Here is a 15,682-nt window from a genome sequence, read left to right as displayed (position 1 = left end):
ATATGACGACGATGCGTGAACAGGCCGTGAGCGACCTCCCCCCTCCCTTGGAAAACTGGTTCGAATCCCGCGGCTGGCGGCCGCGGCGGCATCAGCGCGAGATGCTGGACGAAGGACGCGCGGGGCATCATGCGCTGCTGGTGGCCGCGACCGGCGCAGGAAAGACGCTCGCCGGGTTCCTGCCGACGCTCGCCGAACTGATCGAGGCGCCGACCAGCGGCCTGCACACGCTCTACGTCTCGCCGCTTAAGGCGCTCGCGGTCGACGTGCAGCGCAACCTGCTGACGCCGATCGACGAAATGGGCGTCGATATCCGTGTCGAGACGCGCACGGGCGACACGCCCTCCGACCGCAAGGCACGGCAGCGGATCAAGCCGCCGCAGATCCTGCTGACGACGCCTGAGTCCTTGTCGCTCTTGCTGAGCTACCCGGACAGCATCACGATGTTCGACACGCTCCGCACGATCGTCGTCGACGAGGTCCACGCATTCGCGACCGGCAAGCGCGGCGACCTGCTCTCGCTGTGCATGGCGCGGCTCCAAAAGATCTCGCCAGGGATGCGCCGCGTCGCGCTGTCGGCGACGGTGGCGGATGCGGACGGCTACCGCGCGTGGCTCGCGCCCGACGGCGATATCGACCAGGTCACCCTCGTGCGCGGCGAGCCCGGTGCGGATCCCAACATCGCGATCCTGCTGCCCGAGGGGCGCGTGCCATGGTCGGGGCATTCGGGCCGCTATGCCGCCGCGCAGGTGATGGCCGAGATCGAGGCGCACGAGACCTCGATCGTGTTCTGCAACACGCGCAGCCTCGCCGAACTCATCTTCCAGGATCTGTGGAAGGTGAACGCGAACAACCTCCCGATCGGCGTGCATCACGGCAGTCTCGCCAAGGAAGCGCGACGGAAAGTCGAGAACGCGATGGCCGAGGGCAAGTTGCGCGCGCTGGTCGCCACGTCGAGCCTCGACCTCGGCGTCGACTGGGGCAATGTCGATTGCGTGATCCAGATGGGCGCGCCGAAGGGATCGTCGCGGCTGTTGCAGAGGATCGGGCGCGCGAACCACCGGCTCGACGAATCGTCCGAGGCGATCGTCGTGCCGGGCAACCGGTTCGAATATCTCGAGGCACGCGCGGCGCTCGACGCGGTCGAGGCGGGCGAACTCGATTCGGACATTTTCCGCGTCGGCGCGCTCGACGTGCTGGCGCAGCATGTGATGGCGTGCGCGTGCGCGGCGCCGTTTCGCGAGGCCGATTTGCTCGACGAGATCCGCTCCGCACTGCCCTATTCCGCGCTGCCGACCGAGACGTTCGAGCGCGTGCTGCACTTCATCAGCGACGGCGGCTATTCGCTGAAGGCGTATGACCGGTTCAAGCGGCTGACCAAGGACGCGGACGGGACGTGGCGCGTCAGCCATCCCAAATTCATCGGCCAGCACCGGCTTAACGCGGGAATCATCGTCGAGGCGACAATGCTCAACGTGCGGTTCGGCAATGGCCGCGTGCTGGGGCGCGTCGAGGAGGCGTTCGCGGCGCAATTGAGCCACGGCGACACGTTCTTCTTCGCGGGGCTCAGCCTGGAGGTGATGAAGATCGACCTCGAGGACCTCGTGGTGCGCGCGACGTCGAAGCCCGCGCGGATTCCGACCTATGGCGGCAGCCGGATGCCGCTGTCGACCAACCTAGCCGACCGGGTCCGCGGGTTCCTGGCGCATCCGGGCGACTGGGCGCGGTTCCCCGACGACGTGCGCGAATGGCTGGAGATGCAGGCCTATCGTTCCGTGATGCCCGAGCCCGGCCAGCTGCTGGTCGAGACGTTCCCGCGCGACGGGCGGCATTACATGATCGCCTACAGCTTCGAGGGCTGGAACGCGCACCAGTCGCTCGGCATGCTGATCACCCGACGGATGGAGACGCAGGGGCTCAAACCGCTCGGCTTCGTCGCCAATGATTATGCGCTGGCGGTGTACGGGCTGGAGAAGATCGTCGATCCGGCGGCGCTGTTTTCGGCGGATATCCTCGAGCATGAATTCGTCGAATGGGTGCAGCAATCGCACCTGCTCAAGCGCGCGTTCCGCGAGGTGGCGGTGATCGGCGGGCTGGTCGAGCGGCAACATCCGGGCAAGCGCAAGACCGGCAAGCAGGTGACGTTCTCGACCGACCTGATCTACGACGTGCTGCGCAAATACGAGCCGACGCATCTGTTGCTGGAGGCGGCGTGGGCGGATGCGCGCGCGCGGATGACCGATGTCGGGCGGCTGGCGTCGCTGCTCGACCGCGCGGCGGCAACGATGGTGCATGTCGATCTGGAGCGCGTGACGCCGCTGGCGGTGCCGGTGCTGACGCTGATCGGGCGCGAGAAGGTGGCGACCAGCGGGTCGGACGATGCGCTGCTGATCGAGGCGGAGGCAATGATCGCGGATGCGATGCGCCCTGATTGAGCCGGGTTTGATCCTCCCCCGCCAGGGGGAGGTGGCTGGCACTTGCCAGACGGAGGGGGAGGTAAGGGCAAACCCCTGTTGCGTGGTCCTCCCCCTCCGTCGCCTTCGGCGCCACCTCCCCCTTGCGGGGGAGGATTTTGGGATGGCTCAGCTCATGCCCGACAACGCCAAGCAAACAGTTGCACGCTCCCAATAACCGCTGCCGCCCTGTTCTCCCGCGAAGGCGGGAGCCCAGTCTGGATCCCCGCCTTCGCGGGGAAACACACTTACGATAACCGTCATGACATTCGGGGCCGTCCGCCGCTAACAACGGTAGTTGCGCACACATTGGAATGAGCGCAGCATTTGCAGCATGCACAGGTGGCTAGCCCCTCTATTGCTGGTAATTTCCGCCCAGGCCCGCGCCCAGGACACCGCCCCGCCGCAACAATATGCTGCACCCTCGCCAAGTGCAGCATCAGCAGCAGAACCCGACCCCGCCACGCTCCTGTTCGCCGAAGACGAAACCCGCATGACGGTCCCCGTCACGATCGCCGGCGCCGGCCCCTTCCCCTTCGTCGTCGACACCGGCGCGCAGCGCACCGTCATCTCGCGCGAACTTGCCGCCACGCTCGGCCTCGCTCCCGGCCGCACCGTGCGCGTCACCGGCATGACCGGATCGGCCAACATCGCCACCGTCATCATCCCCTCGCTCAAGGTCAGCGTGATCGGCAGCGCGCCGATCGAGGCGCCGGCGATCGCCGCGCAAAATCTCGGCGCGCTCGGCCTGCTCGGGATCGATACGTTGCAGGGTCGCGCTGTCTCGATCGACTTCGACACGCGGACGATGACGGTGACGCCGTCACGGCGCCGGTCGACGCGCGAGCGTGCCGACCGCGACGAGATCGTCATCCGCGCGCGCAGCCTGTTCGGCCAGTTGATCGTCACCGATGCCTATTGCAACGGCGTGCGCGTCCGCGTGATCCTCGATACCGGATCGTCGGTCAGCATGGGCAACGCCGCGCTGCGCCGGAAGGTCGCGCGCAAGGGCACCCGATCGCAACCAGTGGCGCTGACCGGCGTCACGGGGGAAACGGTGGTTTCCGATTACACGACGATCGAGCGTATCACGATCGCCAGCGTGACTTTGGGGGGGCTGCCGATCGCCTTTTCCGCGGTCGATGCGCCGCCGTTCCGCCAGTTTGGCATGAGCGGAAAGCCGGCGATCCTGCTGGGCATGGATGCGCTGCAACTGTTCCGCCGCGTCGACATCGATTTCGCCAACCGTGAAGTCCGCCTCGCCGTCCCGCGCGACACGCGCCGCAACTGAGGTTGCGCGATCGAAACTTCCCTGCGACGTTCGCGACATATACGATCAAGGGGGCGATAATGCGCGTAACGAATTGGCTGGCCACGGCAGCGATACTGACGACACCGATTGCCGCGCAGGCGCAATCCCGGCCCGACCAGAAGGCGTTTTTCGGGCTGTACAAGGAACTGGTCGAGACCAACACGACACTGTCCGCGGGCAGCTGCACGCAGGCGGCGGCGCAGATCGGCGCGCGGTTGAAGAGCGCCGGCTATGCCGATGCCGACATCACCTATTTCTCGGTGCCCGAGCATCCCAAGGACGGCGGGCTGGTCGCGGTGCTGAAGGGATCGGATGCGTCGTTGAAGCCGATGCTGCTGCTCGCGCATCTCGACGTGGTCGAGGCCAAGCGCGAGGATTGGGTGCGCGATCCGTTCAAGCTGGTCGAGGAAGGCGGCTATTATTACGCGCGCGGCACCGTCGACGACAAGGCGCAGGCGGCGATCTGGTCCGACGCGATGATCCGCTTCAAAACCGGCGGCTACACGCCAAAGCGCACGATCAAGCTCGCGCTGACCTGCGGCGAGGAGACGACGTTCGCATGGAACGGCGCGGAGTATCTGGCGAAGTCGAAGCCAGACCTGATCGCGGCGGAGTTCGCGCTGAACGAGGGTGGCGGCGGGCGGCTCGACGACACTGGCAAGCGCCAGTTGCTCGCGATTCAGGTCGGCGAGAAGGCCGCGCAGAACTACACCTTCCTCGCGACCAACCCCGGCGGGCACAGTTCGCAGCCGACGCCCGAGAACGCGATCTACGAACTCGCCGACGCGGTAAAGGCGGTGCAGGGCTATGAATTCCCGGTGACGTTCACCGACACGACCAGGGCGTTCTTCACGGCGAGCGCGAAGGCGATGCCGGGCGAGATGGGGACTGCGATCACAAAGCTGCTCGCCAACCCCACGGACAAGGCGGCGGACGCGATCGTCAGCCGCGACAAGGCGATGCACTCGACACTGCGCACGACCTGCGTCGCGACGCTGCTGAACGCAGGCCATGCCGAGAACGCGCTGCCGCAGCGTGCGACGGCGAACATCAACTGCCGGATCTTTCCGGGGGAGACGGTGGAGGGCACGCTCGCCAAGCTGAAGGAGCTGGCGGGGGCCAAGGTAACGGTCACGGCCAACCAGCCGGTCCGCCCGACCGCGATTCCGCCGACGCTCGACCCCAAGATCATGGCGCCGGTGACCAAGGTGGCGGCGAAGCACTTCCCCGGCATCCCGATCCTGCCGATGATGTCGACGGGCGCGACCGACGGCATCTTCTTCGAGGCGATCGGGATCCCGGTCTACGGCGTGCCCGGCGTGTTCATCGACAAGGACATGGGCGGCATCCACGGCCTCAACGAACGCATCCGCGTGGCGTCGCTGTATGACGGCCGCGATTACCTGTTCGATCTGGTGAAGGCGTTCGCGGGGTGAGTGTCCTGTCCCTCGCCCCTTCGGGGAGAGGGACATTCTGGTCGTCACATTCCCCCCCCGTCACCCCGGACTAGTTCCGGGGTCCACGGTGCCGCGAACCCCATTCTATGGAGAGTGTGCCACCGTGGATGCCGGAACCAGTCCGGCATGACGGAGGATGCGGTGGACGATCCGCCTCGAGGCGCGCGGCGACACCTGCCGTCAGCTTACACCGTGACCTGTTCGCCCAGCTCCAGCACCTTGCCGGGCGGGATCTTCAGGAAGTCGGTCGGGTCGCTCGCGTTGCGCTGCAGGAACATGAAGATCCGGTCCTGCCAGGGCGGCATGCCCTTCTCCGCATCGGGCTTCAGCGTGTTGCGGCCGATGAAGAACGAGGTGCGCATCGGGTCGAGCCCCAGCTGCTCGGTCTTGTTGCCGACCCCTAGGTCACGCGGCACGTCCGGGGACTCCATGAAGCCGTAGGTCAGGACCACGATCGAGAAATTCTCGTCGACGCGCTCGACCTTTGCTCGGCTCGCCTGATCGACGAACGGGCGGTCGGCGGTGCGGATGCTGCAGATCAGGTTGCGCTCGTGCAGCACCTTGTTGTGCTTGAGGTTGTGCAGCAGCGCGCCGGGCGTCGCGTGCGGGTTGGCGGTCAGGAACACCGCGGTGCCCGACACCCGCTCGGGTGGGCGTTTTTCGAGCGCGGCGGCCAGATCGCTTAGCGGAATGCTCTGCCGCTTCTCGAACGCGCTGACGATCTTCTTGCCGCGCACCCAGGTGAAGATGACCAGCCCGATCGCGGCGGCAATGACGAGCGGGACCCAGCCCCCCTCGATCACGCGCAGGATGTTGGCGCCGAAGAAGATCAGGTCGAGCGTCAGGAACGGCAGGATCGCCGCGAGCGCCAGCGGGCGCGACCAGTTCCAGCGATGCCGGACGACGATGTACGCAAGCAAGGTGGTCACGACCATCGTGCCGGTCACCGCGATCCCGTACGCCGCGGCCATCGCCGACGACGTCTTGAACTGCACGACCAGCACCAGCACGCCGATCAGCAGCAACCAGTTGATCGCGGGCAGGTAGATCTGGCCGGCGAACACCGCCGATGTCTGACGGATGCGCAGCCGGGGGAGCAGACCGAGCTGGATCGCCTGCTGCGTCAGGCTGAACGCCCCGGTGATCACCGCCTGGCTGGCGATGACGGTCGCGAAGCCGGCGAGGATGATCAGCGCGGGGCGAAGCGATTCGGGCGCCATCAGGAAGAACCAGTCCTGGTTGACGAACGGAATGCCTTGGCGTGCCGCGTCCTCGAGCTTGGCGAGCGCGAACGCGCCCTGCCCCAGATAGTTGAGCGCGAGCGCCGGGAAGACCAGGAAGAACCAGCCGATGCGGATCGGCAGCTTGCCGAAATGGCCCATGTCGGCCGTCAGTGCCTCTGCGCCGGTCACGGTCAGGAACACCGCGCCGAGCACGAACAGCCCCGTGACGCCGTGCGTGGCGAGGAACGAGACGCCATAGGTCGGCAGGAACACGCGGACGATCGAGGGTTCATCAGCGATGTGCCAGATACCGAGTGCCCCGATCGATACGAACCAGAGGATGCAGACCGGGCCGAACAGCTTCGACACCTGCGCCGTGCCGCGCGCCTGGAGCAGGAACAGCGCGATCAGGATGCCGATCGTCAGCGCGCGGACGACGCCTTCGCTGAAGATATGCGCCGCGCTCGGGATCGTCCGCAGACCCTCCATCGCCGACAACACGGAAAGAGCGGGCGTGATGATCGCATCGCCGTAGAACAGCGACGCGCCCGCCGCCCCGAGCACGATCGCGATCTTCGACCGCATGCCGAGCGCACGGCGGGCGAGTGCTGCGAGTGCCAGCACGCCGCCCTCGCCCTGGTTGTCGGCACGCATCAGGAAGATGACGTATTTGACGGTGACGACCAGGAACAGCGACCACAAAGCGAGGCTCAGCACGCCGAGGATCTCGGACGGATCGATGCCGCCCGCGGACGTCTGGCCGAGCGCCTCGCGGAACGCATACAGCGGGCTGGTGCCGATATCGCCGAACACCACGCCGATCGCGCCTACCGTCAGCGCGGCCAGTGCGGGATGCGGGTGGAGATGCGCCGCCGACAGGTCGGCGGACGTTTCGGGCAGTGCGGCAGTGTCGGGTGTTCCGGCTGCGGACGACATGGCGCGAGAAGCGCTCCTCATGGAGGGACGGGTCCTCGAGGGACGGGGCGCTTTACGCCGATTGGGGACATGCGCAAGTCCTGCCCTGTTTGAGCCCTGATCGGCGCGATGGTCGCTTGCTTCATGGGCAGCGCGGCGGCATGGCGGGCGGATGGTTCCCTTTTCGTTCGGCGGACACGCGCTCATGGCGCTCGCGCAGGGAGCGCTGTTCTGGCCCGCCCGGCAGGCGCTGCTGGTCGCCGACCTGCATTTCGAGAAGGCGAGCTGGTTCGCCAAACGCGGCCAGATGCTGCCACCCTATGATTCGATCGCGACGCTCGCCGACCTGACCGCGCTGGTCACGGCGACCGGCGCGCGCGAGGTCTGGTGCCTAGGCGACAGTTTCCACGACAGCGACGGGTGCGAGCGGCTGCCACAGCGGGCGCAGGACATGCTGCGGACGCTGACGGATGGCACGCGCTGGACGTGGATCACGGGCAATCACGATCCGGCGATCCTCGATCGCTGCGGGGGCGAGGTGGTCGACGAGGCCATCGTCGACGGGCTGGTGCTGCGCCACGAGGCGGACCCGGCGGAGATGCGGCCGGAACTGTCTGGGCATTTCCACCCCAAGCTGCGGTTGCGCGTGCGGGGAAAACCGGTGGCGCGGCGGTGTTTCGTGGCGACGCCGACGAAGCTGATCCTGCCGGCATTCGGGTCGCTGACCGGGGGGCTGGATGTTGACCATCCGGAGATCGTACGGGCGGTTGGCCGCGGGGCTCAAGCGCTGGTGCCGGTTGCGGATCGGATGTTGAGCTTTCCGGTCGCGGCGTGACAGTTGCGGTAGGGCGGCACCACCCCGGCGAAGGCCGGGCCCGAATTGCGAGCCGCGCGTAACGGATCGCTGACGACCGTTACTTTAGCCTTTCCAATCGGGTGCCGGCCTTCGCCGGGGTGGACGCTGCGACTGTGTACTGCCTCAGTTGGAAATCGTCGGAAAAGCCGCGCGGAAGGCGGCGACCTTCGGCTTGTCCCACATCACGATGTACGGATGCGTCGGGTTCCGGTCGTAGAAATTCTGGTGATACGCCTCAGCCGGATAGAACGTACCGGTCTCCAGCTTCGTCACGATCGGCCGTGGAAAAGCGCGGGTCTGGTCGAGTTGCGCGATGTACGCCCGCGCGACCTGCGCCTGCGCCGGCGATTGCGGGAAGATCGCCGATCGATAGCTGGTCCCGCTGTCCGGCCCCTGCCGGTTCAACGTCGTCGGATCGTGCGCAATCGAGAAATATACCCGCAGCAATGTACCGTAGCTGACGACGCGGGGGTCATAGGCGATCTTGATCGCTTCGGCATGCTTGGTCGTTTCGGCGGACACCTGATCGTAGGTCGCGGTCGCCTTCGTGCCGCCGGCATACCCGGCAGTGACGGACTTGACGCCCTTCACATGCTCGAACACCGCTTCCATCGTCCAGAAGCAGCCGCCGGCCAGAACAGCCGTCTGTAGACCGGGGGCGGCGGGAAGGTCCGTCTTCACCGCGGGAATGACGACTGCCCGGGCGCCTTGCGCGGGACCGGTGACCATAAAAGCACCGGCGATACCGACGGCGGCGAGCGTGGCGAGGAGCGGCTTTTTCATGTTTGGATACATGGGGTTACCGCTGCGCTTCGCTAGGTCTCTGGTAAGATTAGCGGGCTGTGGAAACGCTGTGCTCGAAATGGCTGGCGAAGGTCTGGCGCGCTTCGGCGGGCTGGAGCGCGAGCAAGCCGATGGCGCCGAGGACGAAACCGCCGCTGAACTGCCAGAAGAAACTCGACTTTACGATGCTGCGCATGATGCGATCCCAATGAAACCAAGTGACGACACCGACCGGGTGGGCCGATGTCAGCTACGTACCGGCATGTCGTAGAGATGCCGGTTATCTACAATGTCGTTTTTAGAAACTCTCGATTAACGCGCCGTGGCCGATGCGTTCATCTTGCAGCAGGCATCGTCCGGCAGGATTGCAGGGAGATGTCACCACGTGTCTCGAATGTTGCGCGAACATAGAATCCCCCCCCGCCAGGGGGAGGTGTCGCCGAAGGTGACGGAGGGGGAGGACACGACACGGCGGTTTCTCCTTTCCTCCCCCTCCGTCTGGCAAGAGCCAGCCTCCTCCCCCTGGCGGGGGAGGATCGTTTGGTGACGCCTTACCGCAGCGCGGCGCACGCCGTCTGGATCCGCGTGCAGGCCTCGCGCAGCAGCGCGTCGGAGGTCGCATAGCTGATCCGGAACGCGGGGCTGAGGCCGAATGCCGCGCCCTGCACGACGGCCACCTTGGCGTCGTCGAGGAGATAGCCGACCATCGCCTCGTCGGTGTCGATCAGGCGGCCGTTCGGCGTCGTCTTGCCGATCAGCGCGGCGAACGACGGATAGACGTAGAATGCTCCCTCCGGCGTCGGGCAGTGCATGCCGTCGATCTCGTTGAGCATCGCCACTACCAGATCGCGACGCCCCTGGAATGCGATGTTGCGCTCCTGGAGGAAGGACTGGTCGCCGTTGAGCGCGGCCACGGCCGCCGCCTGCGCGATCGAGCACGGGTTCGAGGTCGACTGCGACTGGAGCTTGGCCATCGCCTTGATCAGCCACGTCGCGCCCGCGCCGTACCCGATCCGCCAGCCGGTCATCGCATAAGCCTTCGAACAGCCGTTGACGGTCAGCGTGCGGTCGTACAGCTCGGGGCAGGCCTCAGCGATCGTCGCGAACTTGAAGCCGTCATAGACGATGTGCTCGTACATATCGTCGGCGAAGATCCAGACGTGCGGATGCTTCGCCAGCACCGCGCCGAGTGCCTTCAGCTCGTCGATCGTGTAGCCGGCGCCGGTCGGGTTGGACGGCGAGTTGAGGATCACCCACTTGGTCTTGGGCGTGATCGCCGCGTCGAGCGCCGCCGGATCGAGCTTGTAGCCGACCTCCGGGCCGGCCTTGACGATCACCGGCACGCCGCCCGCGAACTGCACGACGTCGGGATAGCTGACCCAGTAAGGCGCGGGGATGACGACCTCGTCGCCCGGATCGATCGTCGCGACCATCGCGTTGAACAAGGTGTGCTTGCCGCCGACGTTCACGCTGATCTGGTCGGTGGTGTAGGTCAGGCCGTTGTCGCGCGCGAACTTGGCGACGATCGCCTGCTTCAGCTCGATCGTGCCGTCGACATTGGTGTATTTGGTCTTGCCGTCGCGGATCGCCTGGATCGCGGCCTCTTTCACGAAGTCCGGCGTGTCGAAATCGGGTTCGCCGGCACCAAGGCCGATCACATCGACGCCTGCGCGCTTCAGTTCGAGAACGCGCGACGTGATCGCGAGCGTCGGCGAGGGGCTGATGCGGCCGAGCGCGGCGGATGCGTGCATGGTGAAACCTTTGCGGTTGCCCGCGAGCGTCGCCGCGGAATTCGCGCGGGCTATACGCCGTGGCTGCCCGATTTCGCAACCGCAACGATCGCCGGAATCAGGCCCCGGACGGCATTTCCGATGAAGAAACCGGCGGTAAGGTCGGCCCGGGTGAGCGGAGCTTCGGTCGCCCGGCCCGATTCGAGAAGTTCGGCGCGCAGAATGCCGGGTAATAGGCCATGCCGTAGCGGCGGCGTGACGAGGCCAGTCCCACGTTGCACGAACAGCGAGGTGAAGCTGCCTTCGGTGAGGAAGCCGTCGGCATCCTCGAACGCGACTTCGAACGTGCCCGCGTCGATGCGCGCGCGATCGTAGAAGGCACGCGCACTCGTCTTGTGGCGGAGGCGGAAGTCGGCGGGCGCGACCGGCAGCGGCACGATCGCGACGCTCGCTTGCGCGGGCGATTGCGGAAGCGGGCGGGATTCGATCGCGATCGCCCCCGTTGGGCTAAGCAACAGGCGAACGCGGCGGGGCCCGCGCAACCGGAAGGTCGCGGCCTGGAGTTCGTTGCGCGCGGTGTGGCGATCGAAGGTGAAGCCGAGCTTTTCCGCGCTGGCCTTCATCCGTGCGAGATGCGCTTCGAGGCGGACCAGTCCGTCGTCGGGATCGAACGCCATCGTCTCGATCAGGTCGAAGGGACGCTGGCCTGCGGTGACGAACGCGCCCTTGGCGTGGCATTCCGCCCATTCCGCGTCGGCCGCGCTGTCGGCGACGATGCCCGAGCCGAGACTCATCGCCGCCGCGCCGTCCTGGATCGCAATGGTGCGGATCGCGACGTTGAAGATGGCGTCGCCATCGGGATCGAGGCGGCCGATCGACCCGGTGTAGACGCCACGGGTGCGCGCGTGCTCGACCTCGGCAATGACCTCCATCGCGCGCTGTTTGGGTGCGCCGGTGATCGATCCGCACGGAAACAGCGCGGCGAGCACGTCGACCGCGTCGCAGTCCGGCTTCAACGTGGCGGTCACGGTCGAGGTCATCTGGTGAACGGTCGGATAGGTCTCGACCGTGAACAGGTCGGGGACCGCGACATGGCTGGCGACGCGCGACAGGTCGTTGCGCATCAGGTCGACGATCATCAGGTTTTCCGCGCGCTGCTTGGGATCGGCGGCCAGCGCTTCGGCAAGCGCGCGGTCGGCGTCGGGGGTCTCGCCTCGCGATGCCGTCCCCTTCATCGGGCGGCAGGTGAGCGTGTCGCCATTGAGCGCGAAGAAGAGTTCGGGGGAGAGCGACAGGAAGCGCGTCTCGCCGGTGTCGATCAGCGCGCCGTATCCTGCGCCGGCCTGGAGGCGGAGCCGGGCATAGAGCGCGAGCGGGTCGCCGACGAACGGCACGGTGGCGGCGAAAGTGAGGTTCGCCTGGTAGATGTCGCCCGCCGCGATCAGGTCGAGCACGCGCGCCAGGCTGGCGTCATAGGTCTCGCGATCGATCAGCGGGCGGGGGGCGCCGGTCCACGCGCCGTCGGGATCGGGGAGCAAGGGGGCAACGTCGTGTGCGGCGATCGTCTCGTATCCGGCGAACAGGCCGAACCAGAGCAACGGCGCCGCCCCGCGCACCTCCATCGGTTTGGACGCGAGCGCGGCGCCGGCTTCGTAGGTGAGATAGCCGGCGGCATGAAGACCCTCCGCCCGGGCGGCGCGGAGGGCGTCGAGCGCGGGGCGGACCTCGACGAGCGTGTCGGCATGGACGATCCGGACGGGATCGCGGTACAGCCGCGCCGGGGCCCCGCCGTCACGGGCATCGTCGAGCAAAACGAAGGGCGCAGTCCACATCGTTCCCACTGTTGCACGGGGCGCGGGGCAAATCGCAAGCGGCGATTGCTCCAACGCGTCCGTCATCCTACTTTGCGCGCATGACAAATCCCCCAAATGTCCCGCCCCTGCGCGCCGCGATCGTGCCGGTCACGCCTATCGAGCAGAACTGCACGCTCCTGTGGTGCACCGCGACGATGAAGGCCGCCGTGGTCGATCCAGGCGGCGACCTGCCGCGGATCATGGCGGCGGTCGAGAAGGCCGGCGTCACGGTCGAGAAGATCCTGCTGACTCACGGCCATATCGACCATGCCGGCGGCGCGAAGCGGCTGTCGAACGATCTCGGCGTGCCGATCGAGGGCCCGCACGAGGCGGATCGCTTCTGGTTGCAGCGGCTCGACCAGGACGGACCGAAATACGGCATTTCGGGGGTCAATTTCGAGCCCGACCGGTGGCTGGTCGAAGGCGACACGGTGTCGGTCGGCGATCTGACGCTCGATGTCTACGAGACGCCGGGGCATACCGAGGGCCATGTGATCTTCCACCACGCGCCGTCGAAGTTCGCGCAGGTCGGCGACGTGCTGTTCCAGGGCTCGGTCGGGCGATCGGACATGCCGGGCGGCAACCACCAGGTGCTGGTGAAGTCGATCGTCGAGAAGCTGTGGCCGCTCGGGAGCGATACGAGCTTCATCCCGGGGCATGGACCTGCGAGCACGTTCGGGCATGAGCGGGCGAACAACATGTTCGTGAGCGATCGGGCGCTGGCGGCTTAACCGCGTCGGTCCGGCGGTTCGACGGAGCGCAGTCCCCCGCGGACGCGGGGAGACAAGAATAAGCAGAAAGCGCGACCGACCCGATCACTCCACCCCGGCGAAGGCCGGGGCCCAATTGGGGGACGGTGGTTGGCTGTCGTCGCGCTCCGTTACGGCAACCTTTCCAATTAGGCCCCGGCCTTCGCCGGAGTGATTGCCAGTGCGACGGGAGCTATTGCCGCGCCGCCGCCGTCTCGGCCCGCACCGACTTGAACTCCGACCCGGCGCTCCATTCCGGCCACAGCCGACTGTTCGCCAACTTCGTTCCGATCGTCTGGAACAGCCCCACATCCTGTGCAGCACCGCGCAGGTCTGAGTCGGCACCCCATGCGTCACACGTCTGGTGATAGCATTTCATATAGCCGTCGAGCCACGCCTGCCCCGCGGTCCGGCCACCAGCGACCAGATCGGGCGCACCGCTGATCGCCATCAGCAGCAACGTCGGCACGCCGCGCCGCGCGACCGAGAAATGGTCGGCACGGTAGAACAGCCCGCGTTCGGGCAAGGCCTCAGGTGTGACCACCCGGCCCTGCGCCTTCGCCGCGTCGCCGAGCATCGCCTCGAGGCTGTTCTGCCCCGCACCGACCAGCATCACGTCCTTCGCCGGCCCCGCCGTCTGGAGGATGTCGAGCGTCAGATTGGCGACCGTCTTGGCCGCCGGATAGACCGGGTTCACCGCATACGTCTCCGACCCGAGCAACCCCCGCTCCTCGCCGCTCCACAGCGCGAAGACGAGGCTGCGGTCGGTGCGCGGGGCCTTGGCGAAGGTGCGGGCGAGTTCGAGCACGCCCGCCACGCCGAGCCCGTCGTCATTGGCGCCGGGACGGATCGTGCGGCCCTGCGCGTCGGGAGCGCCGATGCCGTAGGCGTCCCAGTGCGCGCCGAACATCACGACCTCGTCGGGATGCGTCTTGCCCGGCAGCACGGCGAGCACGTTCTGGCTCACGGCGGTGTCGTGCTTGACCGGCAGGTCGGTCGTGAACGCCTGTTTCAGCGCGACCGGGCGGAAGTCGCTGCGTCGTGCCGCCTTGCGCAAGCCTGCGAGGTCGAGGCCCGAGGCTGCGAACAGCCGCGTCGCCGCGTCGCCCTCGAGCCAGCCCTGGAGCATCACCCGCGACCCGGGATCCTTGCGGACGATGTCGTAATTCTCGCCGGCCGGCGCCGTCACCGTGCTCCAGCCATAGCCCGCCCCCGGCGTGTCGTGGACGATCAGCGCGGCGACCGCACCTCGCCTTGCGGCCTCCTCGTATTTGTAGGTCCAGCGGCCGTAATAGGTCATCCGCCGATCGCCGAACTTGCCCTTCGAATCGTCGCCGGCGATCGCCTCGAAATCGGGATCGTTGACGAGGAACACCGCGACCTTGCCCTTCAGGTCGAGTCCCTTGAAGTCGTCCCAGCCGCGCTCCGGCGCGGTGACACCATAGCCGACGAACACCATCGGCGCGTTCGCGATTCCGACGCGGTCGATGCCGCGCACGGTGCTGAGATAGACGTCGCGGCTCTGCACCAGCGGCGTGGTGCCTGCGCGGACGGTGCCGGTGCCCATCCGGGTGTGGACGAGTGGTACGGGTTGGGTCCAGCTGCCGTTCGGGCCGCCGGGTTGCGCCTTCATCGCCTTGAACTGCGCGACGAGCCAGTCGATCGTCTTGGTCTCGCCCGCCGTGCCCGGTGCCCGTCCCTCGAACGCGTCGGATGCGAGCGTCTTCACGTCCGCCGACAGCCGATCGGGGGAGATCGTGGTCTGCGCCACCGCGGGCCCGGCTACGGCGAACAGCGCGGCCGCGGCGGCGGTTCGCAGCGCGCTCATGCCTGCGACCCCGACGGGACGACCTGGAACGTCTTGGCCGCTGGCACCGCGTTCGCCTGATACGCGATCGCGACCGCCCAAACGGCAAGCAACGCCATCAACGCCCAGGTCGCAAGTGCACCCCCGGCCCGCGCCGGGCTCGACGTCGTCCGGTCCATCCCGAACGCATGGGCGATTCGCGCGATCACGAAGACCACGCCGGCGATCCACAACCATAACGTCGAGCCGCCCGCCAATTCGATAAGCCCGAGCAGGATCAGGATGAACGGCGCATATTCGGTGAAGTTCGCATGCGCACGCATCCGCCCCTGCAACAGCGTGTCGCCATTGTCCCCGAGCAGCACCTTGTCCTTCAGCCGGATCGTCACGATTCGGAAGGCGAGCCACAGATTGACGACGGCCGCCGCAGCGGCGATCGTCAGCGTCACGGGTAATATCACGGCGTTGCCCCTCGTTCAGTGTCGGATCGGGTCCTGCCACTCGCGACCAATGGTTGCAACGCAGGGGCGAAAGCTTGCAACGC

The 15,682-nt window shown here is 67.0% G+C and carries 12 protein-coding genes; 5 read left to right on the top strand and 7 right to left on the bottom strand.

What is annotated here, in order from left to right; all coding sequences use genetic code 11:
* Positions 1-11: 11 nt before the first annotated feature.
* The 3 genes from EQZ23_RS14435 to EQZ23_RS14425 all read left to right on the top strand — a co-directional run bounded on the left by EQZ23_RS14435 (position 12) and on the right by EQZ23_RS14425 (position 5,201).
* On the top strand, positions 12-2,435 hold the full coding sequence (locus EQZ23_RS14435; RefSeq protein WP_128455128.1) for a ligase-associated DNA damage response DEXH box helicase: 2,424 nt from the start codon (positions 12-14) through the stop codon (positions 2,433-2,435).
* 511 nt (positions 2,436-2,946) lie between these two features.
* Complete coding sequence (locus EQZ23_RS14430) at positions 2,947-3,744, top strand: aspartyl protease family protein (RefSeq protein ID WP_164913466.1); 798 nt, start codon at positions 2,947-2,949, stop codon at positions 3,742-3,744.
* A gap of 59 nt (positions 3,745-3,803) precedes the next feature.
* Positions 3,804-5,201, top strand: coding sequence for a M20/M25/M40 family metallo-hydrolase (locus EQZ23_RS14425; RefSeq protein ID WP_128455126.1), 1,398 nt, complete (start codon positions 3,804-3,806; stop codon positions 5,199-5,201).
* Positions 5,202-5,407: 206 nt separating this feature from the next.
* On the opposite strand, the gene EQZ23_RS14420 is transcribed toward EQZ23_RS14425, so the two are convergent.
* Positions 5,408-7,381, bottom strand: a complete 1,974-nt coding sequence (locus tag EQZ23_RS14420) for a potassium transporter Kup (protein WP_128455125.1) — start codon at positions 7,379-7,381, stop codon at positions 5,408-5,410.
* 151 nt (positions 7,382-7,532) lie between these two features.
* Between EQZ23_RS14420 and pdeM the strand changes: the two genes are divergently transcribed.
* Entirely contained in the window at positions 7,533-8,195 is a 663-nt protein-coding gene (pdeM, locus tag EQZ23_RS14415; RefSeq protein ID WP_128455124.1) for a ligase-associated DNA damage response endonuclease PdeM, read from the top strand.
* A gap of 144 nt (positions 8,196-8,339) precedes the next feature.
* Here the strand turns inward: pdeM and msrA are convergent, their stop codons facing one another.
* The 4 genes from msrA to pabB form a co-directional block, all read right to left on the bottom strand.
* Positions 8,340-8,999, bottom strand: a complete 660-nt coding sequence (msrA, locus tag EQZ23_RS14410) for a peptide-methionine (S)-S-oxide reductase MsrA (RefSeq protein ID WP_128455123.1) — start codon at positions 8,997-8,999, stop codon at positions 8,340-8,342.
* A 49-nt stretch (positions 9,000-9,048) separates the two neighbouring features.
* Positions 9,049-9,195: a hypothetical protein gene (locus tag EQZ23_RS19870; RefSeq protein ID WP_164913465.1), complete on the bottom strand. Its 147-nt coding sequence runs from the start codon at positions 9,193-9,195 to the stop codon at positions 9,049-9,051.
* 355 nt (positions 9,196-9,550) lie between these two features.
* A complete protein-coding gene (locus EQZ23_RS14405) occupies positions 9,551-10,750 on the bottom strand; it encodes a pyridoxal phosphate-dependent aminotransferase (protein ID WP_128455122.1) in 1,200 nt (399 codons plus the stop codon).
* Between the two features lie 50 nt (positions 10,751-10,800).
* Positions 10,801-12,561: an aminodeoxychorismate synthase component I gene (pabB, locus tag EQZ23_RS14400; protein ID WP_206364263.1), complete on the bottom strand. Its 1,761-nt coding sequence runs from the start codon at positions 12,559-12,561 to the stop codon at positions 10,801-10,803.
* Between the two features lie 80 nt (positions 12,562-12,641).
* Here pabB and EQZ23_RS14395 point away from each other — a divergent pair, with 80 nt between their 5' ends.
* Positions 12,642-13,313, top strand: coding sequence for an MBL fold metallo-hydrolase (locus tag EQZ23_RS14395; RefSeq protein WP_128455120.1), 672 nt, complete (start codon positions 12,642-12,644; stop codon positions 13,311-13,313).
* A 211-nt stretch (positions 13,314-13,524) separates the two neighbouring features.
* Here the strand turns inward: EQZ23_RS14395 and EQZ23_RS14390 are convergent, their stop codons facing one another.
* Positions 13,525-15,159: a M28 family metallopeptidase gene (locus EQZ23_RS14390; RefSeq protein ID WP_128455119.1), complete on the bottom strand. Its 1,635-nt coding sequence runs from the start codon at positions 15,157-15,159 to the stop codon at positions 13,525-13,527.
* Positions 15,156-15,599, bottom strand: coding sequence for an MAPEG family protein (locus tag EQZ23_RS14385; RefSeq protein ID WP_128455118.1), 444 nt, complete (start codon positions 15,597-15,599; stop codon positions 15,156-15,158). The genes EQZ23_RS14390 and EQZ23_RS14385 overlap by 4 nt, the downstream gene beginning before the upstream one ends.
* Positions 15,600-15,682: the final 83 nt, after the last annotated feature.

Source organism: Sphingomonas sp. UV9, from assembly GCF_004101245.1.
GTDB lineage: Bacteria > Pseudomonadota > Alphaproteobacteria > Sphingomonadales > Sphingomonadaceae > Sphingomonas.
This window is presented reverse-complemented; position numbering and strand designations above follow the sequence as displayed.